This window comes from Burkholderia sp. AU17457 (assembly GCF_002223255.1).
In the GTDB taxonomy this organism is placed as follows: Bacteria; Pseudomonadota; Gammaproteobacteria; order Burkholderiales; family Burkholderiaceae; genus Burkholderia; species Burkholderia sola.
This window is the reverse complement of sequence record NZ_NKFB01000005.1, coordinates 764,822-791,627: the sequence shown is the minus strand read 5'-3', so window position 1 is coordinate 791,627 and position 26,806 is coordinate 764,822. Positions and strand designations below refer to the sequence as shown.

At 68.5% G+C, this 26,806-nt stretch carries 24 protein-coding genes; 6 read left to right on the top strand and 18 right to left on the bottom strand.

All coding sequences use genetic code 11. The features are described 5' to 3' along the window. Positions 1–132: 132 nt before the first annotated feature. Positions 133–3,672: an ABC transporter ATP-binding protein/permease gene (locus CFB49_RS20835; protein WP_089492799.1), complete on the bottom strand. Its 3,540-nt coding sequence runs from the start codon at positions 3,670–3,672 to the stop codon at positions 133–135. Positions 3,673–3,791: 119 nt separating this feature from the next. Here CFB49_RS20835 and CFB49_RS20830 point away from each other — a divergent pair, with 119 nt between their 5' ends. Continuing rightward, complete coding sequence (locus CFB49_RS20830) at positions 3,792–4,739, top strand: LysR family transcriptional regulator (RefSeq protein WP_089492194.1); 948 nt, start codon at positions 3,792–3,794, stop codon at positions 4,737–4,739. 46 nt (positions 4,740–4,785) lie between these two features. On the opposite strand, the gene CFB49_RS20825 is transcribed toward CFB49_RS20830, so the two are convergent. Beyond that, on the bottom strand, positions 4,786–5,157 hold the full coding sequence (locus tag CFB49_RS20825) for an MAPEG family protein (RefSeq protein ID WP_069618331.1): 372 nt from the start codon (positions 5,155–5,157) through the stop codon (positions 4,786–4,788). A gap of 304 nt (positions 5,158–5,461) precedes the next feature. Here CFB49_RS20825 and alr point away from each other — a divergent pair, with 304 nt between their 5' ends. Further along, positions 5,462–6,583: an alanine racemase gene (gene alr / locus CFB49_RS20815; RefSeq protein WP_089492192.1), complete on the top strand. Its 1,122-nt coding sequence runs from the start codon at positions 5,462–5,464 to the stop codon at positions 6,581–6,583. Positions 6,584–6,793: 210 nt separating this feature from the next. Here the strand turns inward: alr and CFB49_RS20810 are convergent, their stop codons facing one another. Then, positions 6,794–7,588: an enoyl-CoA hydratase gene (locus tag CFB49_RS20810; RefSeq protein ID WP_069618333.1), complete on the bottom strand. Its 795-nt coding sequence runs from the start codon at positions 7,586–7,588 to the stop codon at positions 6,794–6,796. A gap of 183 nt (positions 7,589–7,771) precedes the next feature. Further along, positions 7,772–9,202, bottom strand: a complete 1,431-nt coding sequence (locus tag CFB49_RS20805; protein WP_089492191.1) for an MFS transporter — start codon at positions 9,200–9,202, stop codon at positions 7,772–7,774. A gap of 137 nt (positions 9,203–9,339) precedes the next feature. Between CFB49_RS20805 and CFB49_RS20800 the strand changes: the two genes are divergently transcribed. Next, entirely contained in the window at positions 9,340–10,218 is an 879-nt protein-coding gene (locus CFB49_RS20800; protein WP_249190217.1) for a LysR family transcriptional regulator, read from the top strand. Positions 10,219–10,245: 27 nt separating this feature from the next. Here the strand turns inward: CFB49_RS20800 and CFB49_RS20795 are convergent, their stop codons facing one another. The 6 genes from CFB49_RS20795 to CFB49_RS20770 all read right to left on the bottom strand — a co-directional run bounded on the left by CFB49_RS20795 (position 10,246) and on the right by CFB49_RS20770 (position 15,949). Then, positions 10,246–10,704, bottom strand: a complete 459-nt coding sequence (locus tag CFB49_RS20795; RefSeq protein WP_089492190.1) for a DUF3592 domain-containing protein — start codon at positions 10,702–10,704, stop codon at positions 10,246–10,248. Between the two features lie 145 nt (positions 10,705–10,849). Next, positions 10,850–11,215, bottom strand: a complete 366-nt coding sequence (locus CFB49_RS20790; protein WP_006486240.1) for a response regulator — start codon at positions 11,213–11,215, stop codon at positions 10,850–10,852. A gap of 36 nt (positions 11,216–11,251) precedes the next feature. Continuing rightward, a complete protein-coding gene (locus CFB49_RS20785) occupies positions 11,252–12,211 on the bottom strand; it encodes a chemotaxis protein CheX (RefSeq protein ID WP_089436291.1) in 960 nt (319 codons plus the stop codon). Between the two features lie 21 nt (positions 12,212–12,232). Next, positions 12,233–12,814 (bottom strand): hypothetical protein, encoded by a 582-nt coding sequence (locus CFB49_RS20780; RefSeq protein WP_089492189.1) that lies wholly within the window; start codon positions 12,812–12,814, stop codon positions 12,233–12,235. Beyond that, positions 12,811–13,539, bottom strand: coding sequence for a methyl-accepting chemotaxis protein (locus tag CFB49_RS20775; RefSeq protein WP_089492798.1), 729 nt, complete (start codon positions 13,537–13,539; stop codon positions 12,811–12,813). The genes CFB49_RS20780 and CFB49_RS20775 overlap by 4 nt, the downstream gene beginning before the upstream one ends. A gap of 22 nt (positions 13,540–13,561) precedes the next feature. Then, a complete protein-coding gene (locus CFB49_RS20770) occupies positions 13,562–15,949 on the bottom strand; it encodes an ATP-binding protein (RefSeq protein WP_089492188.1) in 2,388 nt (795 codons plus the stop codon). A gap of 724 nt (positions 15,950–16,673) precedes the next feature. Between CFB49_RS20770 and CFB49_RS20760 the strand changes: the two genes are divergently transcribed. Continuing rightward, complete coding sequence (locus CFB49_RS20760; RefSeq protein WP_089492186.1) at positions 16,674–17,357, top strand: alpha/beta hydrolase; 684 nt, start codon at positions 16,674–16,676, stop codon at positions 17,355–17,357. A 73-nt stretch (positions 17,358–17,430) separates the two neighbouring features. Here CFB49_RS20760 and CFB49_RS20755 read toward each other — a convergent pair whose 3' ends face one another. Both CFB49_RS20755 and CFB49_RS20750 read right to left on the bottom strand, forming a co-directional pair. Next, on the bottom strand, positions 17,431–18,936 hold the full coding sequence (locus tag CFB49_RS20755; RefSeq protein ID WP_089492185.1) for an amino acid permease: 1,506 nt from the start codon (positions 18,934–18,936) through the stop codon (positions 17,431–17,433). A 76-nt stretch (positions 18,937–19,012) separates the two neighbouring features. After that, positions 19,013–20,419: an aspartate ammonia-lyase gene (locus CFB49_RS20750; RefSeq protein WP_089492184.1), complete on the bottom strand. Its 1,407-nt coding sequence runs from the start codon at positions 20,417–20,419 to the stop codon at positions 19,013–19,015. Between the two features lie 142 nt (positions 20,420–20,561). Here CFB49_RS20750 and CFB49_RS20745 point away from each other — a divergent pair, with 142 nt between their 5' ends. Continuing rightward, the gene (locus CFB49_RS20745; RefSeq protein ID WP_089436286.1) at positions 20,562–21,536 is read left to right on the top strand and encodes a LysR family transcriptional regulator; all 975 of its coding nucleotides are present in this window, start codon (positions 20,562–20,564) and stop codon (positions 21,534–21,536) included. A 95-nt stretch (positions 21,537–21,631) separates the two neighbouring features. Here CFB49_RS20745 and CFB49_RS20740 read toward each other — a convergent pair whose 3' ends face one another. From CFB49_RS20740 to CFB49_RS20725, 4 genes are all read right to left on the bottom strand, one after another. Next, positions 21,632–22,693, bottom strand: a complete 1,062-nt coding sequence (locus CFB49_RS20740; protein WP_089492183.1) for an asparaginase — start codon at positions 22,691–22,693, stop codon at positions 21,632–21,634. A gap of 158 nt (positions 22,694–22,851) precedes the next feature. Then, positions 22,852–23,874, bottom strand: coding sequence for a DUF2891 domain-containing protein (locus CFB49_RS20735; RefSeq protein ID WP_069618650.1), 1,023 nt, complete (start codon positions 23,872–23,874; stop codon positions 22,852–22,854). Positions 23,875–23,893: 19 nt separating this feature from the next. Continuing rightward, on the bottom strand, positions 23,894–24,844 hold the full coding sequence (locus CFB49_RS20730) for a DUF979 domain-containing protein (protein ID WP_069618345.1): 951 nt from the start codon (positions 24,842–24,844) through the stop codon (positions 23,894–23,896). After that, the gene (locus CFB49_RS20725) at positions 24,841–25,530 is read right to left on the bottom strand and encodes a DUF969 domain-containing protein (protein WP_089492182.1); all 690 of its coding nucleotides are present in this window, start codon (positions 25,528–25,530) and stop codon (positions 24,841–24,843) included. The genes CFB49_RS20730 and CFB49_RS20725 overlap by 4 nt, the downstream gene beginning before the upstream one ends. Positions 25,531–25,809: 279 nt before the next feature. On the opposite strand from CFB49_RS20725, the gene CFB49_RS20720 reads away from it, so the two are divergent. Beyond that, positions 25,810–26,034, top strand: coding sequence for a hypothetical protein (locus CFB49_RS20720; protein WP_050013757.1), 225 nt, complete (start codon positions 25,810–25,812; stop codon positions 26,032–26,034). Positions 26,035–26,084: 50 nt separating this feature from the next. Here the strand turns inward: CFB49_RS20720 and CFB49_RS20715 are convergent, their stop codons facing one another. Both CFB49_RS20715 and CFB49_RS35850 read right to left on the bottom strand, forming a co-directional pair. Further along, positions 26,085–26,513, bottom strand: a complete 429-nt coding sequence (locus CFB49_RS20715; RefSeq protein ID WP_069618347.1) for a hypothetical protein — start codon at positions 26,511–26,513, stop codon at positions 26,085–26,087. Then, positions 26,510–26,776 carry a hypothetical protein gene (locus CFB49_RS35850; protein WP_141723407.1) on the bottom strand — a complete coding sequence of 89 codons (267 nt, stop codon included), beginning with the start codon at positions 26,774–26,776 and terminating at the stop codon, positions 26,510–26,512. Before CFB49_RS35850 ends, CFB49_RS20715 begins: the two co-directional genes overlap by 4 nt. Positions 26,777–26,806: the final 30 nt, after the last annotated feature.

The following is a 26,806-nucleotide window of genomic DNA, read 5'->3' as shown; positions in this document are numbered from 1 at the left end:
TACGTGGAAAGAAGACGGTGCGCCGTGCCGGGATGGCCGTGCGCGCGAAGCCGGCAACCGCCTGCCCGTCTCAACACATGTTGCGGGATGCGCGCGGCATCGGCGAACGACGGCGCACCGCTCCCGCGTCGTTCACGCCGCGACCCCGCTCGCCTGATGCGACACGAGCCGCGCATACGCGCCCTGCCGCGCGATCAGCTCCGCGTGGCGGCCGGCCTCGATCACCGCGCCCTGCTCGATCACGAGGATCAGGTCGGCGTTGCGCACGGTCGACAGGCGGTGCGCGATGATGATCGACGTGCGCCGCGTCATCAGGTCCTCCAGCGCCGCGCGGATCTGCTGCTCGCTGATCGTGTCGAGGTGCGACGTCGCCTCGTCGAGGATCAGCACCGGCGCGTCCTTCAGAAACGCGCGTGCGATCGCCACACGCTGACGCTGGCCGCCCGACAACTGCACGCCGCGCTCGCCGACGCGCGTCGCGAGCCCGTCCGGCAGCCGCGCGACGAAATCGCCGAGCGCCGCGTGGTCGATCGCACGCCGCACGTCCGCGTCGGACGCGCCGCTCGCGGCGAGCCGGATGTTCGCTTCGAGCGTATCGTTGAACAGGTAGGTATCCTGCGCAACGAGCGCAATGTGCTGCCGCAGATCGTCGAGCCGCAGGTCGCGCAGGTCGACGCCGCCGAGCGTCACGCGGCCCTGCTGCGGATCCCAGAAGCGCAGCAGCAGGCTCGCGATCGTCGACTTGCCGGCGCCCGATGCGCCGACCAGCGCGACCGTGCTGCCGGCCGGCACCTCGAAGCTCACGCGGTCGATCGCGGGCACGCTGCGTCCCGGATACGTGAACGACGCCGCGTCGAACCGCACCGCCGAATTGCCCGGCATCGCGTGCGCGCCGTCCGTCACCGTCACGGGCTCCTTCTCCAGCGCGCGCAAGCGACGCGTCGACGCGATCGTGTCGGCAAGCTGGCGCGCGACCTGGCCGATCTCGGCCACCGGCATGAACGCGGCCACCGCGACCAGTACCAGCAGCGGCAACGACTCGCGCGGGAACCCGCCGCGTGCGCACAACCACGCGCCGAGCGCCGCGACGGCCAGCCCGCCGAGCCCGCTCGCGACTTCCAGCGCGGCGCTTTGCGTCGACAGATCGTCGAGCAGCTTCGCGCGCTGCCGGCGGTACGCATCGACTTCGGCGACGAAGGCCGCACGTCGGCGCGCGATCGCCTGGAACGCGGTGAGTTCCGCGAGCCCCTGGATCGTTTCGGTCAGATGCGCGCCGAGCTGGCCGAGCGCTTCGCGCGCGCCGGTGCCGAGCCGGTCGACGTCGCGCCGGGCCAGCACGGGCGCGAGCCCGGCCCACAGCAGGAACGGCAGCAGCACGAGCGCGAGCGGCCACGCGACCGACGCGAGCAGCACCAGCACGCCAGCCGGCACGAGCACCGCGACGAACGCGGGCGCGAGCGTATGCGCGTAGAAATATTCGACGGTCTCGACGTCCTGCGTCGCGAGCGCCACGAGATCGCCGGAACGGCGGCGCAGCAGCCCGGCCGGCGCGAGCCGTTCGAGCGTCGCGAACAGCGCGATGCGCATTTCCGCGAGCAGCCGATACGCCATGTCGTGCGCGAGCCACGATTCGAGCCAGTGCAGCACGGCCGCGACCGGCGCGATCACGAGCAGCGCGGTCACGAGCCCGGTACCGACGTGACCGGTCGGCACCGCGCCGACCACCCGCGCACCGATCACGCCGACACCGATGAACGCGAGCACGCGGCCGATCCCGAACAGCACGGTCAACACGACCTTGCCCTTCCACGGCCGCACGAAGCGCAGCAGCGTCTGCACCGTCTCCGGCCAGCCGATCGTCGCCGCGTCGTCGTTCAGCGGCCGCACCTGCAGGCCCGACGACGCTCGCGCGCTCGCGCCGACCGCCGCCGTCGCGCCGACCGATTCGGCGACCGCTTCCAGCTGCGGCCCCATCAGCCGGCGATACGGGCCGTCGCGCGCGATCAGCGCCGCATGCGTCCCTTCGTCGACGACCTGCCCCTGATCGAGCACCAGGATGCGATCGGCGCCGATCACGCTGGACAGCCGGTGCGCGAGCACGAGCGTCGTCCGCCCGCGCGTGAGCCGGTCGAGCGCCTGCTGGATCAGCGCTTCGTTTTCCGCATCGACGGAGGACAGCGCCTCGTCGAGCAGCAGGATCGGCGCATCGCGCAGTAGCGCGCGGGCAATCGCGATGCGCTGGCGCTGGCCGCCCGACAGCATCAGCCCGCGTTCGCCGATGCGCGTCGCGTAGCCGTCGGGCAGCGCCGAGATGAAATCGTGCGCGTTGGCCGCGCGCGCGGCCGCGATCATGTCCGCGTCGCTCGCGTCCGGGCGGCCGAGCCGCAAGTTGTCGGCGACGCTGCCGTCGAACAACGTCGCATCCTGCGCGACGACCGCGATCATCTCGCGCACCTGGTCGGCATCGAGCGTCCGCACGTCGTGGCCGCCGATCCGGACCGCGCCGCCCTGCGCGTCGTGCTGGCGCAGCAGCAGGCGCACGATGGTCGACTTGCCGGCCCCGCTCGGCCCGACGATCGCGACCGTCTCGCCTTCGCGCACCGAGAAACTCAGCGCCGCATGGGCGTCCGCGCGGCGCCCCGGATACGCGAAGCTGACGTCGTCGAACGCGATCTCCGGCCGCAGGCCCGTCACGCGCAGCGCGTCGGCGGCCGGCGCCTGACTGCCCGCGTCGAGCAGCGCATGGATCGCATTCGCCGCCGACTGGCCGATCATCCCCTGATGCAGCACCGCACGCAGGTCACGCAGCGGCCGGAAGATCTCGCTGCCGGCCATCAGCACGATCAGCAGCGCCTCGAGGCTCATGTCGCCGTGCTGCACACGCCACGCGCCCACCGCGATCGCCGCGGCCGCGCCGAGGCCGGTGCCGAGATCCGTGAACAGCCGCGTCAGCAGCCCGAGCGCGAGCACCCAGAACGTGCTGTCGGACAGCGCGCGCGCCTTCGCGGCCAGCTTCGCGCCGAACGCGGTGCTCTGCCCGAACGCCTTCAGCGTCGGCAGGCCCTGCACCGCGTCGAGAAACTCCTCGCCGAACGCCTTGAACGCGGCCGAACGCGCGAGCGCCGCGCGCTTGTCGGCGCGATGCACGAGCTGCGGCAGCGCGAGCGTGACGAGCGCCGCGACCAGCAGGATCGCCGCCGTCGGCACGTCCCACCATGCGAGCACCGCGAAGATCATCAGCGGCGCGCACGCGGCGATCACGAGCTGCGGCAGATAGACGCCGAAGAAGGTCTGCAACTGCTCGACGCCGTCGACGACGGCGAGCATCACGCCGCCCGTGCGTTCGCCGCTGAACCATGCGGGGCCGAGCGCGGCGATCCGGTCGAACAGCCGCGCGCGCAGCGTCGCCTGCACGCGGCCCGCCGTCTGCTGCGCGAGCACCGTGCGGCGATGGTCGAGCCATGCACGCAACAGCACGCAAGCTGCCGTTGCAGCGACGGCCTCGCCGATGCCGCGCGCCGGCGCGCCCGAAAACACCAGCGCCAGCACGCGGCCGAGAAACACGAAGCGCAGGATGCCGACACCCATCGCGAGCAGCCCGAGCGCGACGGCCGCCGCCACCCGCCAGCGCAGTCCCGCCATCATTGCCCATAGTCGTCGGTCGAAATACATGCAGCCCTCCGGTCGGTGTTTCGTTGCGTTTTTCTGGACCGGATCGAGGCTACCCGCGCCGCCCGCGCGCGGCAAAAGATGATTTTTCAACGGGTGTTGAGTCAACTACAATACCCCGCATGTCGCACCTTCCTCCCCTCAGCGCACTGCGTGCTTTCGAGGCCGCCGTCCGCCTCGGCGGATTCGCGCGCGCGGCGGCCGAGCTGAACGTGTCGACCAGCGCGGTCAGCCACCAGATCCGTTCGCTCGAGGAATCGCTCGGCGCCCGGCTGCTCGAACGCAGCACGGGGCTCGGCGGCATCAGCCTCACGCCGGCCGGCGCGCGTCTGCTGCCGGCCGTCGGCGATGCGCTGTCGCGTCTGACCGACGCGTGCGCCGACATTCGCGGCACCGCGCAACGGCTCACCGTGTCCGCCAACGCGCCGTTTTCGTCGATGTGGCTCGCGCGCCGGCTCGCGGAATTCTCGTCGCTGCATCCCGACACCCCGCTGCATGCGGTCGTGCTCGACGACGAGCCGGATTTCGCGCGCAGCAGCGTCGATCTGGCGATCGTGCACGTGCCCGCGCATCGGCTGCGCGCAGACGACGACGTGCTGATACGGGAAACCGTGTTTCCGGTCTGCAGCCCCGAACTGTTTCCGTACGCATCGGAGCACGTATGCCGCTCGCGGCTGCTGCAGGAGATGCACGAGGACAGCCCCGAGATCGACTGGCGCAACTGGGCGGTGCACTTCGGCTTGCCGGACGACTTCGACACGAAGATCGTCCGCTACAGCAGCTTCAGCCAGGTGATCGGCGCGGCCGTCGGCGGCGCGGGCATCGCGCTCGGCCGCGTGCCGCTGATCGAGCCCGAACTGCGCAGCGGGCGCCTGGTGCCGCTGGTGCCGGGCCTCGCGCGCGATGCGTCATGGCGCTTCGTGCTGCGCCGCCATCCGTCGACGCGGCACCGGCTGCTCGATCCGTTGATCGCGTTCCTGCGCAGCGAAGCGGATGCGCCGCCGTTCGTGTCGAAGATCGTTGCGCCCGCATCCAACGACAGTCACGCACGAGGCGCGGGCGGCGCGTGACGGGCCGGCATGCAACGTCGGCTGCGCGTTGCCTGTGGGCGCCCGCTTACGGCGTCGCGAAGAACAGCCCGACGACGCACGCCATTCCGCCGAACCACACGAGCGAACGCAGCGACGCCCAGTTGAGCAGGTACATCAGCGCATAGACGACGCGGATCGCGACGAACGCGATCGCGAGCTGGTCGACACGATGCACGTTCGCGCCGTTGTGCCAAGCCACCACCAGCGCGACCGCGAACAGCGCGAGCGCTTCCCAAGAATTCTGATGCGCGGCCTGCGCGCGTGCGCGCCAGCCTTCGAGCTTGGCCAGGTAATCGCGCGGCGTACGGTTGTCGTAGCCCTTGCGGGCCTTGGCGAGAAACGTCATCGGGAACGGCAACAGCGCCACGATGAACAGGCACAGCTGGGACGTCGTCATCAAAGTCTCCTCCGTTATGCTTACATTGATCAATGACAAGATCGCGAGAGCTTAGCATTGCGCCGTGCCGTTCGCGCACGGGTTTTCTAGACGGGAGACTCGGCTGAGCAAGGCGTTCCGGGCGACCGGCTCGGCCCGCGCGGGCACCAAAATTTCCACCAAATCGCCGACAAATACGTTAATTAAAACTGGTCGAACACCAATAAGATAGCGCTCAACACTGGCTTGACGCGCTCCCGCGCCGGGCCAGCCATTTTCCCCCGCACCGCCCTGCGCCGAACGACATCCGACCCGAGCCCTTGCCATGCCCCGCCCCATCGTCGCCTATATCCGCCCCGATGCCGTCCGCCACAACCTCGACTTCATCCGCCGCACCACCGCGCAATCGCGCGTGTGGGCGGTGATCAAGGCCAATGCGTACGGACACGGCATCGAACGGATCTACCCGGGCCTCGCGGCTGCCGACGGCATCGCGCTGCTCGATCTCGACGAAGCCGTGCGCGTACGCGAACTCGGCTGGGACAAGCCCGTGCTGCTGCTCGAAGGAATCTTCGAGCCGGCCGATGTCGAACTGGCCGATCGTCATCGACTGACGGTCGCCGTGCACTGCGACGAACAGCTCGACCTGCTGATCGCCGCGAAGCCGCAGCAGCCGATCGATATCCAGTTGAAGATGAATTCCGGCATGAACCGGCTCGGCTACCGGCCGGCCGCGTTCCGCGCCGCGTGGGAACGCGCGGCCAGCGCGCCGTCGATCGGCAGGATCACGCTGATGATGCATTTCGCGAACGCCGACGAAGGCGAAGTCGACTGGCAGCTCGAACAGTTCGACGCGACCACGGCCGGGATTCCGGGCGAGCGCTCGGTGTCGAATTCGGCGGCCGTGCTGTGGCATCCGCGTGCGCACCGCGACTGGGTGCGGCCCGGCACGATCCTGTACGGCGCATCGCCGACCGGCGCGGCGCGGCATATCGCCGACACGCCGCTGACGGCCGCGATGACGCTGACCAGCAAGATCATCGGCGTGCAGACGCTCGCGCCCGAAGAGACCGTCGGCTACGGCCGCCGCTTCACGGCCGACCGGCCGATGCGGATCGGCGTCGTCGCGTGCGGCTACGCGGACGGCTATCCGCGCCACGCGCCGACCGGCACGCCGATCGCGGTGGACGGCGTGATGACGCGCGTCGTCGGCCGCGTGTCGATGGACATGCTGACCGTCGACCTGACGCCGTGCCCGAACGCGGGCATCGGCTCGAGCGTCGAGCTGTGGGGCGACCAGGTGAAGGTGGACGATGTCGCGGAAGCCAGCGGCACGATCGGCTACGAGCTGATGTGCGCGCTCGCGCGCCGCGTGCCGGTCGTGATCGTGCCGCCCGGCGCGTCGACCGTGCAGCCGGCGCTGCGGACGGGGAGCTACGGACGCTGACCGGCAGGCCCTGCGGCGATACCACGGATGCGGTGGTGCGTGACCGTCTCGCCGCGCATGCCGTTCCGCTTGCTTGCGGGCCGCCCTGGCGGCCCGTCTGCTTTGCGGCGAACCGCCTTCGCGCACCGGCGACAACGCGCCACGTCGTAGCGCGTTGCACGCACCGTCGGGAGACAACGCACTCGCTGCCCGCCCGCTTCCGTCAACGCATCACGAACGCCACGTCGGCTTGCGCTTCTCGAGAAATGCGTCGATCCCCTCGCCCGCATCCTCTTCCATCATGTTGCGCGCCATCACGTCGCCCGCGTACGCATACGCTTCGTCGAGCGGCAACTCGCGCTGACGATAGAACATCTGCTTGCCGACCCGCACCGCGGCGGGGCTCTTCGCGACGATTTCCGCGACCTTGCGCGCGACGGCCGCATCGAGCGCATCCTCGGGCACGGCTTCGTTGACGAGCCCCCACGCGGCAGCCGTCGCCGCATCGACGAAACGGCCGGTCACCAACATGTCGAACGCGCGCTTGGCCGCGACGTTGCGGCTCAACGCGACGGCCGGCGTCGAGCAGAACAGCCCGACGTTGATGCCCGACACCGCGAAGCGCGCGGTATCGGCAGCGATCGCGAGGTCGCATGCCGCGACGAGCTGGCACCCGGCCGCCGTCGCGATGCCGTGCACGCGCGCGATCACCGGCACCGGCAATGCGCGCATCGCGAGCATCACGCGGCTGCACTGCGCGAACAACGTGCGGTAGTAGTCGAGTTCGGGCTTGCCGCGCATCTGGCGCAAGTCGTGGCCCGCGCAGAACGCCTTGCCTTCGGCGGCCAGCACGACGCAGCGCACGTGCGGATCGGCAGCCAGCGTGTCGAATGCATCGTGCAGCGCCGACAGCATCGCTTCGGACAACGCGTTGAACTGCTGCGGGCGATTCAGGCGCAGCGTGACGACGCCGTCGTGCGCGTCGCGCAGCAGGATCGGCTCGGCTGTCTCGTGAATGGGTTCCATGGTGTTCCGTTCGACGGGGTTCGGCAGGATTCGATGCGGCGCGGCCGGACGAAACGCGTGTCCGTCCGGTCGCGGCACCGTCATGAAATGGTCCTCCACATTTCATACGGCGTCCAGCCGCGGTGCCGCACGCCCATGCACGGCGGCTGCCGGCCAGTGCGCAACGACCGTGCCCGTCACGCGTCAACGGCGTGGTTGCGTGGCTTCCGCGCGGCCGGCCGTCCTTGCGGCCAACGCGGCAATCGCATAGGCGACACAGCCGAGCGCCGCGACCGCCCACAGCGCATCGGTCAGATCCGGCAACAGTATCGTCGCGGCGCCTGCGACGGCCACGCCGAGCAGGCTGCCGGCCTGCCGTGCCGCGTTGAGGAACCCGGACGCCACGCCCGCCGCGTCGGCGGGCACCTGTTCGAGCACCGTCGCGATCATCGGCGCGACCGACAGCGCGGTCCCCGTGCCGAAGGCGGCCATGGCCGTCCAGACCACCGGCCACGGCGCATGCAGCGCGAGCGCAAGCGCCATCGCCGGAATGGCCAGCGCCGCCATCGCGAGGCCGTTCGCCATCAGCGTGACCGGACGAACGCGGCCATGCAGTTTTCCCGACAGCAGATTGCCGAGCGACAGACTCAACGCGAACGGCAGCAGCGTCAGCCCGATCTGCCGCGCGCTCATGCCGAAGCGCCCGTGCAGGTACAGGCTCAGCACGAACAGCAACCCGAAGTAGCCGACATAGACGAGGCTGCCCATCAGGTTCATCGCGACGAAGACGCGATTGCGAAACCACGCGAGCGGCACCATCGGATGGCGGGCGCGCCGCTCGACGACGACCAGCACCCCGGCGGCGAGCGCGGCGAGCAACAACGCGGCGCGGACCTCCGCGGCGCCGGCGCCGCGCGTCGGCAATTCGATCACCGCGAAACACAGCGCGCCGAGCGCCGCCGCCCCGACGCACTGGCCGGCCCAGTCGAAGTGGCGCACGTCCCGCGCGACCGCGGCGCGAACGAGCGCCGCCGCGCCGGCAAACGCGACCGCGCCGGTCGGCACGTTGATCAGGAACGCGCTGCGCCAGCCGAAATCGTCGACCAGGATGCCGCCCAGCACCGGCCCCACCGCGACCGCGACCGACGCGATGCCGGCCCACACCGCGATTGCCCGCGCGCGCTCGGCCGGCACGTCGAAGGTGCTGCGCACGATCGCGAGCGACGCGGGCAAAAAGAGCGCGGCGCCCATGCCCTGCACGAAACGCGCGGCCACGAGGATCGCCACCGACGACGCGACGCCGCACGCCGCCGATGCGCCGACGAACAGCGCCAAGCCGGCAAGGTACACGCGCTTCGCGCCGAACCGGTCGGACAGCGCACCGCCCGCGAGGATCAGCGCGGCGAAGCTGAGCGTATAGGCGTCGACGATCCACGCGAGTTCCGCGACCGTCGCGCCGAGGCTCGTGCGCATCGCCGGCAGCGCGACGTTGACGATCGTCGAATCAAGTACCGCCATGAACATGCCGACCGCGACGAGCGCCAGCGTCAGGCGCTGCTCGCGCGCCGTCGCGCGGCTCGGCGCCGCCAGCGCGACGGGAGAAACCGGGACGGAAACGGAACGGCAATCGGCCATGACACCTCCATGCAGATGCCGGAAGTCTAGGACCGGGCGCGCGATGCGGAAAAGTGATAATTTCGCATTTCCCCGATGCAGATCTGCATCACCGTTTCCCGTCCGTCGCCGCCTGCCCGATGACACGATCGATCCGCTTGAACTGGGACAACGCCCGCTTCTTCCTCGCGCTGGCGCGCACCGGCACGCTGCGCGGCGCCGCGGCGCAGCTGAACGTCGACCAGGCGACGGTGGGGCGCCGGATCGCCGCGCTCGAGGACGAACTGTCGGCCCGGCTGTTTCTCCGCACACCGTCCCTCTATGTGCTGACGACCGCGGGCGAAGCGCTGCTCGAACCGGCCGAAACGATGGAGCGCGCGTCGCTCACGATCGAACGCCGCGTAATGGGGCTCGACGAGCAACTGGCCGGGTCCGTGCGCATCGCCACGACCGACTCGCTCGGCAAGCGTTTCGTCGTGCCCGCGATCGCCCGCTTGCGGCGCAGACATGCCGGCATCGACGTCGTGTGCGTGACGTCGGCGCAAATCACCAACCTCACGCGCCGCGAAGCGGATCTCGCGATCCGCACGTTGCGGCCGGAATCGCCGGACCTGATCGCCAGGCGGCTCGGGCATCTCGAAACGGGCATCTATGCATCGCGCCGCTACCTGGCCGAACGGGGCGAACCGCTCGCGGGCAACGCGTTCGACGGGCACGATCTGGTGATGTACCAGCAGCCGGTAGTGCCGGCGATGTGGGATGCGCTGTGCGGCGAACCGACGTCGCGCGGACGCGTGATGTTCCAGACCTCGTCGACGATGATGCTGGTGGAGGCCACGCTGGCGGGGCTCGGCATTGCGGAGCTGCCGTGCTTTCGCGCCGACACCGAGCCGGAACTGGTGCGGCTCATGCCGCAGCGGTGCAATCATTTCGACGTGTGGCTCGTCGCCCATGCCGATCTCTACAAGACCGCGCGCGTGCAGGCGGTGATCGAAGCCGTCGTCGACGAATTCGCGACCGCGGCGGCGGGCCGGTAGCCAGCCTGCAAGCTTCAGGTCAGGGCGTCAGCGCGCGGCCGCGTTCCGCCCGCTACGCCATGCACGCACGCCCGGCCACAATTGCGCGACGCCGACGGCGAAAAAGACCACCCCCATCGCGCCGATTGTCAGCACGCCGCCCCAGATCGCGCCGAACGTATTCATCCGTGCGGTCATCTTCGGCGCGTCCGGCGCATAGCGCACCTCGACCGTCGCGCCGTCCTGCACGCTGACGTCGCCGCCCTGCGCATATTCGACCTGCTCGCCCGCGAGCGTCGTAAACGCGATCTCCGGATGATGCGCGCCCGCGTTCAGCTTGACGACACGCCCCGGCACGACGACCGACGTTCGCAGGAATTCGCGCGTCGACTGCGCGTACAGCGCGACGCCGATCAGCATGCATGTGCCGACGATGGTAAAAACGACGCCCTTCGCGATTTGCATGCCCGTGTGCCGCGCAGCGGGTCGCCCGTGTTCGGATGCCATCGGTTTCGTTCCGTTTCTGATGTTCGTCAATGCCGGGCGTGCGGCGCACGATGCGCCGCCACGCCGCCCTCGGCATCCGGCAGGATACGGACATCCCGGCGCGCTGTAAATTGCGCGCGCAACCGTTCGACGGCCCGCTGGCGCGTCAGCCCGCGAGCTTCTTCAGTGCGTCGAGCACCGCGTCGCCCTTGAACGGCTTCACGATCCAGCCCTTCACGCCGGCGGCCTTGCCGCGCTCCTTCATCGCCGGGCTGCTTTCGGTCGTCAGCATCACGACGTTGACCGCCGTGTTCGCCAGCTCGCCGCGAATCTTCTCGACCATCGTCAGGCCGTCCATGTTCGGCATGTTCACGTCGCTGATCACGAGGCGCACGCCGGGCGTCGCCTTGAGCTTCGCGAGCCCGTCCTTGCCGTCCACCGCCGTCGCGACGTCGAGCCCGTGATTGCGCAGGAAGCCCGCGACTTCGTCGCGCACCGTGCCCGAATCGTCGACCACCAGAATCTTTGCCATGTCGTATTCCCCTTTCGTCGTTGCCGACTTCAACATTCAAAACAGTTCGAGTTCGCCCGCTTCGACCATCGGCCCGACGTCCTGCACCGATTCGCGGAAATCCTCCGGCGACCAGCTCAGGCTGAACACGAAACGCTGGTCGAGACGGACCGCGCGCCCCGACGCCGGATCGGTCATCCGATACTTGAAACAGAGTTGCGGACAGTCGCCGCCGAACGAGATGAACTTCTGCTTGTGATTGACGACGAGCGGCACCTGCACCGGATGGCGCGCCAGCGCCTCCGCGTCGCCGAGATAGCGGTTCTTGAACGCGCCCCACACGAGGTTGGTCAGCTCGCCGAGCACGCTGTTCACGTCGCGGAAATCCGGCGCGCGGCCGCCGTCGCGCGTGCCGCCGAGCATGTCGAGCAGCGGCTGCTCGCTCGTCTGCAACAGCATGTAGCCGCGACACCATGCGCTTTCGAGCGCGATCAGGCTGAACACCTCGCCGAAGATGATCTGGTCGCGGACGATGCACGGCGTATCGTGCTCGATCGTCATGCCCGGAAACAGGCTGTCGATGCGCGCCTCGGTGATTTCCGAGATGCCGCGCACGAGCGCGTTCGGATAGTCGCGGCTGAACAGGTATTCGTCGATCGCGCGCTCGAGCGGCGTCATGTCGTCGGCGACGTAGGCCGCGCACGCGACACGGGCGAGCGCATCGGGTAGCCCGTCGCGCGACGCGAGCGATTCGCGGCGCAGGATGATCGGCAGCTCGGGCCGCAGCGCGTCGATCTGCGTCGCGATGATCGCGCTCTCGGCCGGCGAGCCGCCGTAATCCTCGGCGAGCAGGATCGCGCCGAGATCGATGTTCGAACGCAGCACCTTCAGCAGCCGGCTGCGCCGCACGGTCAGGCCGACCAGGTTGTGCGCGTCGCAGAAACGCTTGATCGCATCGGCGTGCACGCGGCTGTCGTCGAGTACGAGCACCTTGCTGACGGGTTGATCTTCGTTCATCCGATGGATTCCTGATGGTCGTCAGAACAGTTCGAGTTCGCCGCCGGCGTCCATCATCGCCGTTTCCGGCACGTGGAAATCGACCGGCGCGTTCGCGCATGCGCACAGCGTCGCGCCGACCCGCACGTCGCCGTCGAGCGTCAGATCGTACGCGGCCACGTAATCGGGCGAGAGCGCGTGCATGAAGTCGAGGCTCGCGCCGCTCAGCAGGTAAGGCGTCGACATCCCGAGATCGGGAAACGGCGCGGTCAGCGCCTGGTTGATCGCGCCGCAACACAGGTTCGCGACTTCCATGAACGCGTCGGTCAGCGGCCGCTGGCTGTTCGCGCCCGCCGCCGCGCCGGCGAAATGGCGGCGCGTCGCGTCGTCGTCGCTGAAGCGCAGCGCGAGCAGCAGGCGGAAATACAGCGCGGAGATCGTCAGCACGACCACATGCTCGACCACGTTCGGCTTCGATCCCGACTTCGCGCGCACGCGATCCGGCGCGTCGTGTTCGTGACCGGCGGCCGGCCGGATGTCGCACGTGCCGCCGGCCGCGAGCCGCGTGCGCGCGGCATCGAAGAAGATCCGTTCGAAACCGGCCCTCGCCTGCGCACTGATCACGCCGCCGCCCCTTCGATCCGTGCATGCAGTTGCCCAGCCAGCGTCTCGACGGTCGCGAGCGCGGCCGTGATCATCTTGCCGCCGGCCTGGATGTCCTGGAACGTCGCGGCCGTCACGAGATCGTTGCGGTTCAGGCTGTCGCGATAGCTGTTCGACAGCTCCTGCGAACGCGCGGCCAGCCCGCGCACTTCGCTCGCGACGATCGAGAAGCCGCGTCCGGCCGTGCCTGCACGCGCGGCCTCGATCGACGCGTTCAGCGACACGATCGACACGTGCGCGACGATCGCCGACAGCTCCTGGTTCTTCGCGCGCATGTCCTGGTTCTGCGTGGTCAGCGAGATCATCTGCTCGTGCCAGCGCTCGAACGTGCCGGCGAGCCCGCGCAAGCGCGCGGCTTCGTCGGCGATCTTCATCGCATGCTGCGCGAGCGCCGCGCGATCGGCCGACAGCGCCTGCAACGCGTCGCGCTGCGCGCCGGTCGCGGATACCTCCCGCGTCAGCGCCTCCTCCAGCCGCGCCTCGCGTTGCGCCCATGCATCGGCCGCTCGCGCATGCGCCGACGCCGCTTCATCGGCGCGTGCGCCGGCGGCGTCGAGCGCACCGCGCAACGCGTGCGCATCGCGCGCCAGCGCCGCGACGAGCCGCTGGCGCATCACGCGAAACACGATCGCCGCCGCGACCGCGACGACCACGCCGCCCGCCAGCGCGGCGGCCATCTGAATCATCCACGCCTGCACGATCACGCCGTCACTCCGCCGCGCCGATATCCGCGCCGTGCGCGCGCTGCGCGTGGCCCGCGCCGTGCGCGGCACCGTCCGCCGCGAAACGCGCCGGCAGCGACACGATCGTCTCGAACGCGCGATACGGCGCGCCGACGCGATCGTCGGTGAAGCGCAGCGCGATATCGCCGCCGTCGCGCTTCAGGAAATTGCGCACCGCGTCCATGCCGACGCCGCGCCCCGATACTTCGGTCACCGTCTGCGCGGTCGAGAAGCCCGGCCGGAAGATCAGCTCGGCGACGTCCTCGTCGGACAGCGCCGCTTCGCTCGCGGCATCGATCCAGCCGCGCTCGCGTGCGATGCCGCGAATCCGGTCGAGCGCGAGGCCGCGGCCGTCGTCGGCGAGCACGAACCACAGTTCGCCGCCGCCCACCCCGACCGCGATGTCGATCGTGCCGGACGCCGGCTTGCCGGCCGCGCGCCGCGCGTCGGACGATTCGATCCCGTGGTCGATCGCATTGCGCAGCAGGTGCATGAACACGTTCTTCAGCGTCGCGACGATCTCGCTGCGCACGCGCTGGCCGTGGCTGTCGATGTGCACGACGGGCGCCGGCTTGCCGAGTTCGGCCGCGAGCGACGGCAGCGACTCGATCACGCCGCCGAGCGCGTCGCCGATGCCTTGCGTGCCGAGCTGGCTCAGCATGCGGCGCACCGCATCGCGCGCCGCGTGCCAGTCGGACGCGTTCGCCGGATCGGCGCCGTCGAGCACGCGCAGGCTCTCGCGGATATGCGCGCGCTCGACCATCAGGAAATCGGCGCCATTCGGTGCCGGCTCGCCGCTGCGGCCGAGCGTGACCGCGTTGATCGTCGCGTAGTGATCGATGGCTTCGCGCACGCGCGCCAGATCGTCCATCAGCGCGTCGCGGTTCCATTCGGGGCCGCCGTCCGCGCGGCGCAGCGATTCGTACGCCTGCTCCGCTTCGTGGACGATGTTCGTCAGGTGCTGGAGGCTGTACGTGCGCGCATTGCCCTTGATCGTGTGCATGTTGCGGAACAGCGCCGCGACGATCGAGTGATCGACGCGCTCGTGCTGGCGGATCATCCGCTCGTTCTCGCTGAGGAAGCCCTTCGCGCTGTGCACGAAGTCGTGGAACTTGTCCTGGCTGATCGACAGGATCTCGCCGATCATCTCGAGGCGCCGCTGCTGTTCGCCGGCCTGCGCGGTCAGCGCGCGGATCTCGGTCACGTCGCGCACGCACAGCATCAGGCGCACCACGGTGTCGGTCTCGTCGGTGATCGCCGACCAGCTGAGGTCGAGCCACTTCTCGCGGCCGTCCGGCATCCGCTTCGCGACTTCGTTGACGAGCAGATGCTCGTTGAACCCGAAGTTCATGCTGTCCTCGCCGAGGCACGCATGCACGGCCGCATCGACCTGCGAGCGCGCGTCGGCGCCGATCGCCGAATCGTCGAACACGAGCGCCATCAGGTCGCGGCCGGCGATGTCGTTCGTCTCGAAGATGGTTTCGAGGTACGCCGAATATTCCGCATGCACGACGCCGCCTTCGACGACGGTCAGGATGCCCTGCTGCATGTTCTGCAGCATCGCCTGGATATCGGCTGTCTTCTGCTTCAGTTGCGCGGCGTTCTCCTGGATCTTCTCGATCATCCCGTTGAACGCGACGATCGAATGGCCGATTTCGTCCATCCGGCCCACCGGCACGCGGCGCGTGAAATCCTGGCTCGTCGCGATCTCGCTCATCGCCGTCTGCATCCCGATCAGCGGGCGCGTGATCTGGCGATACAGCACGAAGCCGAGCGCGGTCAGCAGCACGATCACCGTGCCGGCGACGCCCGCGATCGCGGTCGCCGTGGTCGCGAGCATCCCGTTCAGCGCGCCGATCGCGTCGTCCTTCTGGCGGTTCTTCTCGACGCGCAGCGTGTCGACGATGCTTTCGAGTTCGTCGCGATACTGCGCGACGTTCGCGAACAGGTAGGCCTGCGCCATCCCGGCCTTGCCGTCCGTCTTCATCTTCACGGTGTCGTCGATCGCCGCGAAATAGTTCGCGGCGCTGTCCTTCGCCTGCGCGACGAGGCCTTCCTGCGCGCGGCCGACCGCCGATTTCGCCTGCGCGTCGAGCGCGGCGCGCAGCGCGGCCTGCTTCGCCGTCAGCTCGTCGCGCGCCTGCGCGGCGGTGTTCGCGTCGGGCGCGTAGACGAGCGTCATCGTCGCGATCTGGATGTTCTTCACGTCGGCGACGAGATCCGCCGACGCAAGCGCGCTCGGCACGATTCCCTGGGTGACCTGACGCACTTCGGACGCGCTCTTGCGCGTCTGGTACACGGCGTAGACGCCGATCGCGGACAGCGCGAAGAACGTCAGGACGACTAGCAGCGTAATGCGATGACGGATGGTCATGAACACGGCTCCCCGCAGCGATCGGGTTTCGATCGCCCTTTGGTCTATTGAAAGAATGTGAGCGCCGAATTATCGGGGATGGTGTATGACTGTCCGATGACCGAAAATCAATCGGCCATTGAGAAAATCGCAATGATTAATTGTAGGGAGAAAAGGCTAAAGTTCTTATTGGACCGGCCGTTAACTGCCAGCCTGGGCGTCCCGTCCGGCTTGCCCGGCGACCTCGGCAAATCGGATCTGGATATTCATTCTTTTATTTCTCGATCCGATAATTCAATCCGGTCGAATACCGGTAAAACGTTTGCGCCTTCGCTTCGCTGCCGCAACGTCAAACGCATCCGCTCTCGTCTGAAATCGCGGGTCGCGACGCGAGCGCGTTTTCAAACTCCGGGTCTATTGGTCCGATCAGAGGTGCCAGCCACGCCGACTGCTCCGGCGCCGGCTCGTTCGCGCTCACTGCGCTGCAACGAGGTTCATGGGAACCGCGAGCGCCGAATCCCGCGTCCTTGGGAAACCGTTCAGCTTTGGCATCGTCGGCTTCAAATCTTTTCGTCGAATTCATCGGATCTCCCAGTGTGTCGGTGGTCGCACCCGATTCTGACAAAAAACTTTCAACCCGGTCAATTCATTCCTGGTGAGAAAGAATCAATCGCAATCCGGCGATTCACCTCACCCCCGGGGCGTTTTAGACTGTCGGATCACTCCCCCCAACCGGACCCCTGCGATGACCGACGTCCTGCCGCTGACCACCGAACCTGATTCCGGCCTTCGATACCTGCTGCGTCCGGCCACCGGCCGCCCCGCCGCCCGCCTGTTGCTGCTGCACGGCGTCGGCGGCAACGAGACCAACCTGCTGAACGTGGCCGACACGATCGATCCACGCATCGAAATCGCGTTCCTGCGCGGGCCGCTCGCATTCGGGCCCAATCAGCATGCATGGTTTCCGGTGCGTTTCGGCCCGAACGGCCCTGAAATCGATGCGGCGCGTGCGGACGAGAGCCGCGTGCACCTGCTCACACTGCTGCATGCGCTCCGCGCGCGGGATGGCGCGGCCCCCGCGTTGCCGACCATGATCGCCGGCTTCAGCCAGGGCGGCATCATGAGCGCGAGCGTGGGCCTGACGTCGCCGGGCGACGTGAGCGCGTTCGCCGTGCTGTGCGGGCGCATCCTGCCGGAAATCGATCCGCTGATCGCGCCGCGCGATGCATTGAGCACGCTGCACGCGCTGGTGATGCACGGCCGCTTCGACGACAAGCTGCCCATCGCGTGGGCCGACACGGCCGACGCGAAGCTGACGGCGCTCGGCGTCGCGCACGACACGCGTCTGTATGCGGCCGGCCACGAGCTGACCGCGGAGATGGCCGGCGATTTCGGCCGATGGGTCGGCGAGCGCGCCGGGTTGAACTGAATTTGAGAATTGAACCGGAACCGGACGCACCGGGGCGCCGGCCCGCGAACGGACCGCCCCCCGGTGCATGACGTCACGCGTTCTGCGCGGGATCCGCAACGGCACGCACGGATGCGGGCATCGCCGCCGCCCGCTCGCGCTCGGCGCCACGTTTCGCCAGCTTCCAGCCGATCACCAGCGCGAGCACGACGACGGGAATCGTCGCGATGGTCCACGTGCCGCCCGGGTAGTCGAACGCCATCAGCACCAGCACGCCGCCGAGGAACGCGAGCGTGAGCCACGACGTGAACGGCGCACCGGGCATCCGGAACGACACGGCCTTCATCTCGCCGCGATCGACCGCGCGACGGAACAGGATCTGGCACATCACGATGAAGCCCCACGTCGTGATGATCCCGAGCGACGCCATGTTCAGCACGATCTCGAACGCCTGCGCCGGCACGATATAGTTCAGCGGCACGCCGATCGCGTTGATCGCGACCGTGATCACGATCCCGCCGTACGGCACGCCGCGCGCGTTCATCCGCGACACGAAGCGCGGCGCCGAGCCGCCCATCGCGAGCGAGCGCAGCACGCGGCCCGTCGAATAGAGGCCGGAATTCAGGCTCGACAGCGCGGCCGTCAGCACGACGACGTTCATCACGGTACCGACATACGGCACGCCGAGCTTGCTGAAGAACGTGACGAACGGGCTTTCGTGCGCGCTGTACGCGGTCCACGGCAGCAGCATCGTCAGCAGCACGACCGAACCGACGTAGAACAGCGCGATGCGCCACATCACGCTGTTGATCGCCTTCGGCAGCACCTTGCGCGCGTCGGCGGTCTCGCCCGCCGCGACGCCGACGAGCTCGATGCTCGCATACGCGAACACGACGCCCTGCACGATCAGCACGGCCGGCAGGATCCCGTGCGGGAAGATCCCGCCGTGATCCGCGACGAGGTGCAGCCCCGTCATCTGCCCGCCCACCGGATGGCCGCTCGCGAGAAACACCGCGCCGACCGCGAGAAACACCGCGAGCGTGCCGACCTTGACGAGCGAGAACCAGAATTCCATCTCGCCGAACACCTTCACGCCGATCATGTTCATCACCGACACGATCCCGAGCGCGCCGAGCGCGAACACCCATTGCGGCACGTCGGTGAACACGGCCCAGTACTTCATGTAGATCGCGACCGCGGTGATGTCGACGATGCCGGTCGTCGCCCAGTTCAGGTAGTACATCCAGCCCGCGACGAACGACGCGCGTTCGCCCATGAACTCCCGTGCGTACGACACGAAGCTGCCGCTGGTCGGCCGGTGCATCACGAGTTCGCCGAGCGCGCGCATGATCAGGAACGCGAACACGCCGCACACGAGATACACGAGCGCGAGCGCGGGCCCCGCGCTTTGCAGGCGACCGCCCGCGCCGAGAAAGAGGCCGGTGCCGATCGCACCGCCCATCGCGATCATCTGCACGTGCCGCGGCTTCAACTGCTTCGCATAGCCGGCTTCGTGCGACGCGAACATCGCATCGGGATCGGCATGCGCGGCATCCGCGCCGCCGGCCGGACCGGCCGGGCGCTCGCTGGGGTGTTTCATCGTGAGTCTCCGTTGTTTGTAGATGTGTCGCGCCCCGCTCCGGGGCGTTTTCGGTACGACCGCGAACCGGCTCGCGTCAGAACGCGCGCGGCCGGATCAGCGCTTCGGGCTGCAGCGCTTCGTCGAGTTGCGCCTCGGTCATCAGTTCGCGCGCCAGCACGACCTGGCGGATCGACTTGCCGGTCGCATGCGCTTCGGCGGCCACGGCGGTCGCGCGCTTGTAGCCGATGTACGGATTCAGCGCGGTCGCGAGCGCGACCGAGCGCTCCATCGTTTCGCGCAACCGTTCCGGATTCGCGGTGATGCCGCTCACGCATCGCTGCGCGAGCGTCGTGCACGCGGCCGTCAGGTGGCTGAAGCTGCGGAACAGCGCGCTCGCGATCACCGGTTCGAACGCGTTGAGCTGAAGCTGGCCGGCCTCGGCCGCGAAGGTGATGGTCACGTCGTTGCCGAACACCTCGAACGCGACCTGGTTGACGACTTCCGGAATCACCGGATTCACCTTGCCGGGCATGATCGACGAGCCGGCCTGCACGGGCGGCAGGTTGATCTCGCCGAAGCCCGCGCGCGGGCCGCTCGACAGCAGCCGCAGGTCGTTGCAGATCTTCGACAGCTTGACGGCGATCCGCTTGAGCACGCCCGACACCTGGACGAACGCGCCGCAATCCTGCGTCGCCTCGATCAGGTTCGGCGCGGTGCTCAGGTCGAGGCCGGTGATGCGGCGCAGCGCGGCCAGCGCTTTCTCCGCGTATTGCGGATGCGCGGTGATCCCCGTGCCGATCGCGGTCGCGCCGAGGTTGATCTCGCGAATCAGCCAGCCGGCTTCCTGCAGCCGCGCGATGTCTTCCGTCAACATCACCGCGTAGGTCGAGAATTCCTGGCCGAGCGTCATCGGCACCGCGTCCTGCAACTGCGTGCGGCCGAGCTTCAGCAAGCCGGCGAACGCGTCGGCCCGCTCCGCGAATGCATCGCGCAGCCGCGCCATCGCTTCGAGCAGATGCTCGACCGCGAAGCACGTCGCGATCCGGATCGCGGTCGGATAGACGTCGTTGGTGCTCTGCGCGAGATTGACGTGCTCGTTCGGATGCAGGTATTCGTACTGCCCGCGCGCGTACCCCATGATTTCGAGCGCGCGGTTGCAGATCACCTCGTTCGCGTTCATGTTGGTCGACGTGCCGGCGCCGCCCTGGATGACGTCGACGACGAACTGGTCGTGCAGCCGCCCTTCGCGGATCTCGACGCACGCGGCGGCGATCGCATCGCGGTACGACCGCGGCAGCAGCCCGAGTTCGCAATTGGCGTCGGCCGCCGCTTCCTTCACGGACGCGAGCGCCATCACGAGGTACGGCAGTGACGCGATGGTGCGGCCCGAAATGTCGAAATTCTCTTTCGCGCGCAGCGTGTGGACGCCGTAATAGGCGGTATCCGGAATGCTTCGTTTGCCTAAAAGATCCGCTTCGACGCGGAAGCCGTTTTCTGCCATCGTGCCCTCCTGAAATGTCTCGTGCCGCTCGCCGGCCGCCGCTTGCCGACGCGACGGGTTCGCATTCTATGCCTTTGCAAAAACAAGCTCCCTTCTGTATTATCGAAAGCGGTTTTGCGTGGGACGCAACAGCGAGAATCGAATGAAAAAAGGCGCGAGAGAAACCGGCATCGATCACCTGGGCGCCATGCGCGCGTTCGTGCGGGTGGTCGAAACGGGAAGTTTTTCGGCGGTCGCGAAGGAGATGCACGTGTCGACGTCGACGGTCGCGCGCAAGGTCACCGCGATCGAGGAGGCGCTCGGCGTCGCGCTGCTGCACCGTTCGACGCACAGCGTGACGCTCACCGAAGCCGGCCATATCTATCTGGAGCGCGCGGTCACGCTGATCGCCGATCTCGACGACACGCTACGCGTCGTCGCCGAGCTGAATGCGCAGCCGAGCGGCCCGCTGAAGCTCACCGCGCCGGTCGCGTTCGGCCGCCGCCATCTCGCGCCGCTGATCGCGCCGTTTCTCGCGCGCTACCCGACGATCCAGCTCGACGTGCGGCTCACCGACAACCACAACGACCTCGTGGCCGGCGGCTTCGATCTCGACATCCACGAAGGCGAGAACTACCTGGACAACCTGGTCGTCCACCGGCTGTCGCGCAACGACAGCATCCTGTGCGCGACGCCCGGCTACCTCGACCGCTGCGGTCGCCCGGCGACGCCGGACGACCTGAAGCACCACAACTGCCTGCGCTACGTGCACCCGGAAGGCGATCCGCGCTGGGAGCTCGTGCGCGGCGACACGCGGCACAGCGTGCTGCCGGCCGGCAATCTCGTCACCGACCATTCGGAGCTGCTGCTGGAAGCGACCTGCGCGGGGCTCGGCATCGCGGAATTCGAGATCTGGCTGGTGCGCGACCTGCTCGCGGGCGGCCAGCTTGAAGCCGTGCTGCCGCGCTACCGGCTGCAGAACCGGCTGACCGGCGAATTCATCTACATCGCGTATCTGGCGAACCGGCGCAGCTCGGCGAAGCTGCGCGTGCTGAAGGATTTTCTCGTGGAACATCTCGCGCAGATCGGCGAGCTGTCGGATCGGGAGCTGGCGAAGCTTCGCGACGCACGCGCGTAGCGCGCGCCGAGGCGCGGCCCGGATGGCGGGCCGGCGGCATCGGCGCGGCGACCGCGTCAGGGCCTGTTCACGCTAATAACGGGCTTGCGCTGGCCCTAAGCCGCCTGCAATTCGAACGGGAACGTCGCGTGCCCGAACTCGACACCCTGCGTGTTCAGCATCGGCGGCCGGTGGAACGCGGACAGTTGCGCGCGCTGCTCGGCCGTGCCGATCTGCAACCGCTCGAGGATTTCGCTGACGACCATATACAGCACGTCGAGATTGCCGTCCTCGATCTTCACCGAGATGCCGAGCGCACCGTCCGCGCCGAGTTGCCGCGTGCGTTCCGACGCGCGCACGCCGATCCCGTAGCACGCATCCGCGCCGAGCTTGCCGACCACCTGCCCGCCAAACGCGTTCATCAGCACCGTGCAATAGCGCCCTTCGCCTGCGACCAGCTCCGGATGGGCGGTCATCGCACGGTGAATGCGCGCCAGCGCGCGCACGCGGTCCGTGAGCGCGCCGCCCGCTTCCACCGCGTCCGCGCCGTCGGCCAGCGACGCGTACAGGCGCGCCAGCCGATCCAGCGAGAACGCGGGCGTCGGCAGGTTGCAGCCGTCGATGCCCCAGTCGACCTCGTCGTCGCGCAGGCCGCATGCATCGGCCACCACGTGCTTCACGCGCACCTGCATCGGGTGGTCGGGCAGATGGTAATCGGCGATCGCGGCGCCGATCGCCTGCGCGCCGGCCAGCATCCCGACATGCTTGCCCGAACAGTTGCTGCACACGCCGGTCGGCGTGTAGTCGCGCTTGATCCATGCCCGGTACACCGCGTCGGACAACGGCGGATGGCCGCCGCAGCGCAGATCCGATTCGTGGGCGGCGACCTTCGCGAGCATCGCGCGCGTGCGTTCGATGTGACGATCCTCGCTGCTGTGCGACGCGCACATCAGCGCGATGTCCGCGTCGTCGAAGCCGAAGCGCTCCGGCGCGCCCGTCTCGATCACCGACAGCGCCTGGGCCGGCTTGGCCGCCGACCGCGCGAGCGTCATCCGGAACGGGTCGCCGAACCGGGCCAGCAGCCGGCCGCGTGCATCGACGACCGCCACATGGGCGATGTGCGTGTTCTCGATCGCCTTCCCGCGGTACGTGACGACCGCTGCGCGTGGGGTGTCCATCCTCTTCTGTCTCCTTGCTCGCGGGCCTGATGCCGGGGCCCGTCCAACCGGTACGGCAGTGTAGCGAGTCGCCGCCGCCGCGCGCCGGTCCTGATATGGAAAGCGGTGTTGCATGGGATGCAAAGGCGGTCGTGCCCCCACGAAAGATTGAGGGTGCGCTACGCGTCCAGCGCGAGCAACGCGAACGTCGCGAGCCAGTGCTCGCCCATGTAGTCGCCGGCCACGTGCGCGAGCGCGCTCGCGAGATGCCTATCGGCCGCGTCGAGCAGCTTCGCGCGCCGCGCATCGCCTTCCGGCAGCGCGCCGGCCAGCGAACGCTGGCACCACGCACGGCTCAGATTCAGCCCGTCGAGGTGCGCGATCTTGCCGTCGCTGCGGTCGCTGACCGTCGCCGGCTCGAACAGCGTCGCCGGCTCGCCGCGCGCGAGGTCGGGCAGGAAGCGCGCGAACCAGCCGTCGAATTCGGCGGCCGGCAGCACGCGCCGCATCAGTTCGGCTTCCATCAGCGCGGGCGACAGGAATTCGTCGCCCGACGGCTCCCACGCCTGGCATGCGACGTCGTTCAGGTGCCAGCGCTTCGCGGTATCGACGATCAGCGCCGCGAGCCCGTCGCGTCGCGTATCGCGCGCGAAATCGAGCGCGAGCGCCAGCGCGAACGCGGTGTTGAAGTGCGTACCGACGCGCAGCGGATAGGTGGCCTTCGGCAGGAAAGTCTCGAAGCGCGACACGAACAGGTCGGCCAGTGGCGCCATCGTCTTCGCCCAGCGCGCGGCCTGCGGCAGCGCACCCTTCAGCGCGAGCCGCTCGAGCTGCGCGACGAGCGCGAGCAGCCATGCCCAGCCGTACGGCCGCTCGAAGCCGCTGTTGTGCGGCCGCGCGAGATACGCGCGCTCGCCGGCGACGTTCGCGTCGGTGAAGTGCGCGTCGACGATCGCGACGATGCGCTCGGCCTCCGGCAATGCCGGGAAGCGTTCGAGCACGCGCAGCACGAGCCAGTAGCCGTGCACGCACGAGTGCCAGTCGTAGCTGCCATAGAAGATCGGGTGCAGCGCGCGCGGCCCCTGCACGTCGTGCGGACCTTCGAGCGCATGCGTGAGCTTGTTCGGATATTCGCGGGTCAGGTGTGCGAGCGCGAGCGACGCGAATTTCGACGCGAGTTCGGGGGTGAGTCGGTCGGTCATGAGGATCTCGTCCATCGAGTCAGAAGCGGAATACGAACGCGTACATCAGCAGCGTGTTCACGGCCAGCAGCAGCACGGCGGTCGGCCACTGCGCCTTGATCACGCCGTTCTTGTCCTTCAGTTCGAGCAGCGCCGCGGGCACGATGTTGAAGTTCGCGGCCATCGGCGTCATCAGCGTACCGCAGAAGCCGCTCAGCATCCCGATCGCGCCCATGATCGCCGGATTGCCGTGGAACTGGTGGACGATCAGCGGCAGGCCGATGCCGGCCGTCATCACCGGGAACGCGGCGAAGCCGTTGCCCATGATCATCGTGAACAGCGCCATGCCCACCGTGTAGGCCGCGACCACCGCGAACGGCGAATCGATCGGCACCCATTCCTTCACGAGCCCCGACACCACGCCGCCGACGCCCGCGACCGCGAATAGCGCGCCGAGCGCCGCAAGCATCTGCGGCAGGATCGCGGCCCAGCCGACCGCGTCCATCGTGTGGCGCGCTTCCTTCAGCGCATGCACGGGCGAATCGCGCAGCATCGCGAGCGCGACGACGAACGCGACGATCGTGCCGAGCACGAGCGAGATCAGCGTCACGCTCTTCGGCTCGACGAACGGCACGAGTTTCAGCGCGAACGTGCCGATCAGCGTGACGAGCGGAATCAGCAGCGCGGGCAGGAACAGCCGGTTGCCGAAGCGCTGCGCGAGCGTCTCGCGCCGCACGGCCGCCGCTTCGCCGGCCTCGTCGGACCGGCCGCGGCCGAGCTTGCCCGAACCGGCGATCAGCGCGAGCGCGATCGCCAGGCAGCCCATGACGAAATGCGGCAGCAGCGCGCCGAACAGGAACGTGATCGCGTAGATGGCCCAGAACGCGAAATTGACGACGCGCCGCGGGTTCGTGCGGTCCGTCAGGTTGAAGTACGCGAACGCGGCGAACATGAGCCCCGCGAGCGTGTACAGCGATTCGAGACCGATCATCGCGCGCCCTCCTGCTTCACCAGGCCGAAGCCGCGCGCGAGCCGGCGGTCGAGCAGCGCGAGGCGCGTGCAGTGGATCAGCAGCGCGGCGATGGCGGTCGGGATCGCCCATACCGACAGGTGCAGCGGCTCGATGGCGATGCCGTTCTGTTCGAGAAAGCCCTTGATCAGCAGGATCGACTGGATCGCGATGAAGATGTCCTCGCCGAAGAACACGGCGACGTTGTCGGCGCCCGACGCATGCGCGCGGATCTGCTGGCGCACCGACTCGGGCAGCTCGCCGTGCCGGCCGACCGCGGCGGCCTCGGCCATCGGCGCGATCAGCGGCCGCACCATCTGCGCGTGGCCGCCGAGCGACGTGAGGCCGAGTGCGGCCGTCGCCTGGCGCAGCACGAAGTACAGCATCAGCACGCGGCCCGTGGTGGCCGCGTGCACGCGCGCGATCATCCGCTTCGCTTGCTCCTTGAGCCCGTTGCGCTCGAGCAGCGCGATCACCGGCAGCGTGAGCCAGATCAGCCCCATGTAGCGGTTCTCGGCGAACGCCTTGCCGAACGCGCTGACGATGTCGACGAGATTCAGCCCGCCCGCCAGCCCCGTCGCGAGCCCGGCGATCGTGACCACCAGCAGCGCATTGAAGCGCAGCGCGAAGCCGATCACGACGATCGGCACCCCAATCAGCACCAGCATTTCCCCTCCTTGTGTCTGGACGCGCGGCACGTCGGCCGCGCGCTGCCGGCCCGGTTTGCATCGGGCTCGGACGGCGAAATCTAACACGAGACTTTATCGATAAAAAGTCGACAATTTGCCGATTCGGGTAAACGTTGAAGCCGCCGGATACCGTGCATGCGGCATGTGTCGGCGGCGTTTCATCGGACGAATCGGGCCGGTCGGCCGGTCGCCGCGCGTGGCGCGGCCGCGGGACGCCGACTACACTGAAAAGCATCGGCAACGTATGGGAGAGCCGCCATGATTGACGTATTCCAGACCATCGGCAGCCGCGCGTTCTCCGCGCATCTGGCGAAGGACGGGATGGTGACGCTGATGGAGCAACGCCATGAAGTCGACCGCGTGACGCTCGCGACCGCCTATGCCGCGCTCGTCGAGGAAGCGGAGCAGGAAGACGACCTGCGCGACGCGACGGTCGAGGGGATGATGCGCGCACTGATCCAGGGCTACGCGCGCAGCCATTGACGGCGCGGCGGCGGGGCCGCTGCGCGGCCCGATTGCCACGGTACGGTCCGCTACGCGGCCGGCGTACCCGCGCCCAGGCCGAACCACCGGCCCTCGCGCAGTTGTCGGTAATCGGCCTGCGTGAAGATCCTCAGCAGGTTCGCCACCGCGCCGTTGCTGGCGCGATCGCGTTCCGTCATGAAGGCTTCGACCGCGTCGCGGCCGGCGAACAGGATCGTGCTGAAATAACGCTCGCGCTCCGCATCGGACAGGTTCGTCGCGCTCAACTGGTACGGATGGTGAAGCGCCGCGAACAGGAAGTAATAGCGTTCGGCATCGTCGCGCAGCACGCGCACCGCATCGGGTTCGACCGGGAAATCGCGGTAGAACGACGCGTGCCCGCTCTCGATGTAGATCCGGTACAGCAAACAGCCGTCCTGCTCGATCACGATCGGCGCGTACGGGGCGCGTCTGACGAGGACGGTATCGGGCGCGGTCATTCGGTTCTCTCCTTTCTTTTTGTCGATGCCGGCACGGTAACATGCGGACTTTTGCGGCCTGTCCGCACGGGATCGACCGGCCCGCTTGCAGACAATGCGGCATCGCCATGGAGGAAACGCACTGAAACGGCACAATGCGCAAATTTTTCGATTGCCGCCGCCCGCGCCGCATGACAGCATTCGGGCGTCGTCAACCCAAAAGAATGCCGCGCCGTCCGGCCGCCGATGCCGTCCGGCCGCGCCGAACCGGCTGCACCTTCCATGAACCCGGCCCACCTCCAACAACACTACGA

Excerpts from the sequence above, each read along its gene's own strand:
- CFB49_RS20830 (WP_089492194.1), top strand. The coding sequence starts at position 3,792 with ATGTCGCACCTTCCTCCCCTCAGCGCACTGCGTGCTTTCGAGGCCGCC.
- CFB49_RS20835 (WP_089492799.1), bottom strand. The coding sequence starts at position 3,672 with ATGTATTTCGACCGACGACTATGGGCAATGATGGCGGGACTGCGCTGG.
- CFB49_RS20825 (WP_069618331.1), bottom strand. The coding sequence starts at position 5,157 with ATGACGACGTCCCAGCTGTGCCTGTTCATCGTGGCGCTGTTGCCGTTC.
- CFB49_RS20745 (WP_089436286.1), top strand. The coding sequence starts at position 20,562 with ATGAAAAAAGGCGCGAGAGAAACCGGCATCGATCACCTGGGCGCCATG.
- CFB49_RS20785 (WP_089436291.1), bottom strand. The coding sequence starts at position 12,211 with ATGAACGAAGATCAACCCGTCAGCAAGGTGCTCGTACTCGACGACAGC.
- CFB49_RS20770 (WP_089492188.1), bottom strand. The coding sequence starts at position 15,949 with ATGACCATCCGTCATCGCATTACGCTGCTAGTCGTCCTGACGTTCTTC.
- CFB49_RS20810 (WP_069618333.1), bottom strand. The coding sequence starts at position 7,588 with ATGGAACCCATTCACGAGACAGCCGAGCCGATCCTGCTGCGCGACGCG.
- CFB49_RS20775 (WP_089492798.1), bottom strand. The coding sequence starts at position 13,539 with ATGATTCAGATGGCCGCCGCGCTGGCGGGCGGCGTGGTCGTCGCGGTC.
- CFB49_RS20760 (WP_089492186.1), top strand. The coding sequence starts at position 16,674 with ATGACCGACGTCCTGCCGCTGACCACCGAACCTGATTCCGGCCTTCGA.
- CFB49_RS20720 (WP_050013757.1), top strand. The coding sequence starts at position 25,810 with ATGATTGACGTATTCCAGACCATCGGCAGCCGCGCGTTCTCCGCGCAT.
- CFB49_RS20795 (WP_089492190.1), bottom strand. The coding sequence starts at position 10,704 with ATGGCATCCGAACACGGGCGACCCGCTGCGCGGCACACGGGCATGCAA.
- CFB49_RS35850 (WP_141723407.1), bottom strand. The coding sequence starts at position 26,776 with ATGGAAGGTGCAGCCGGTTCGGCGCGGCCGGACGGCATCGGCGGCCGG.
- CFB49_RS20735 (WP_069618650.1), bottom strand. The coding sequence starts at position 23,874 with ATGACCGACCGACTCACCCCCGAACTCGCGTCGAAATTCGCGTCGCTC.
- CFB49_RS20725 (WP_089492182.1), bottom strand. The coding sequence starts at position 25,530 with ATGCTGGTGCTGATTGGGGTGCCGATCGTCGTGATCGGCTTCGCGCTG.
- CFB49_RS20790 (WP_006486240.1), bottom strand. The coding sequence starts at position 11,215 with ATGGCAAAGATTCTGGTGGTCGACGATTCGGGCACGGTGCGCGACGAA.
- CFB49_RS20805 (WP_089492191.1), bottom strand. The coding sequence starts at position 9,202 with ATGGCCGATTGCCGTTCCGTTTCCGTCCCGGTTTCTCCCGTCGCGCTG.
- CFB49_RS20750 (WP_089492184.1), bottom strand. The coding sequence starts at position 20,419 with ATGGCAGAAAACGGCTTCCGCGTCGAAGCGGATCTTTTAGGCAAACGA.
- CFB49_RS20715 (WP_069618347.1), bottom strand. The coding sequence starts at position 26,513 with ATGACCGCGCCCGATACCGTCCTCGTCAGACGCGCCCCGTACGCGCCG.
- CFB49_RS20755 (WP_089492185.1), bottom strand. The coding sequence starts at position 18,936 with ATGAAACACCCCAGCGAGCGCCCGGCCGGTCCGGCCGGCGGCGCGGAT.
- CFB49_RS20730 (WP_069618345.1), bottom strand. The coding sequence starts at position 24,844 with ATGATCGGTCTCGAATCGCTGTACACGCTCGCGGGGCTCATGTTCGCC.
- CFB49_RS20740 (WP_089492183.1), bottom strand. The coding sequence starts at position 22,693 with ATGGACACCCCACGCGCAGCGGTCGTCACGTACCGCGGGAAGGCGATC.
- alr (WP_089492192.1), top strand. The coding sequence starts at position 5,462 with ATGCCCCGCCCCATCGTCGCCTATATCCGCCCCGATGCCGTCCGCCAC.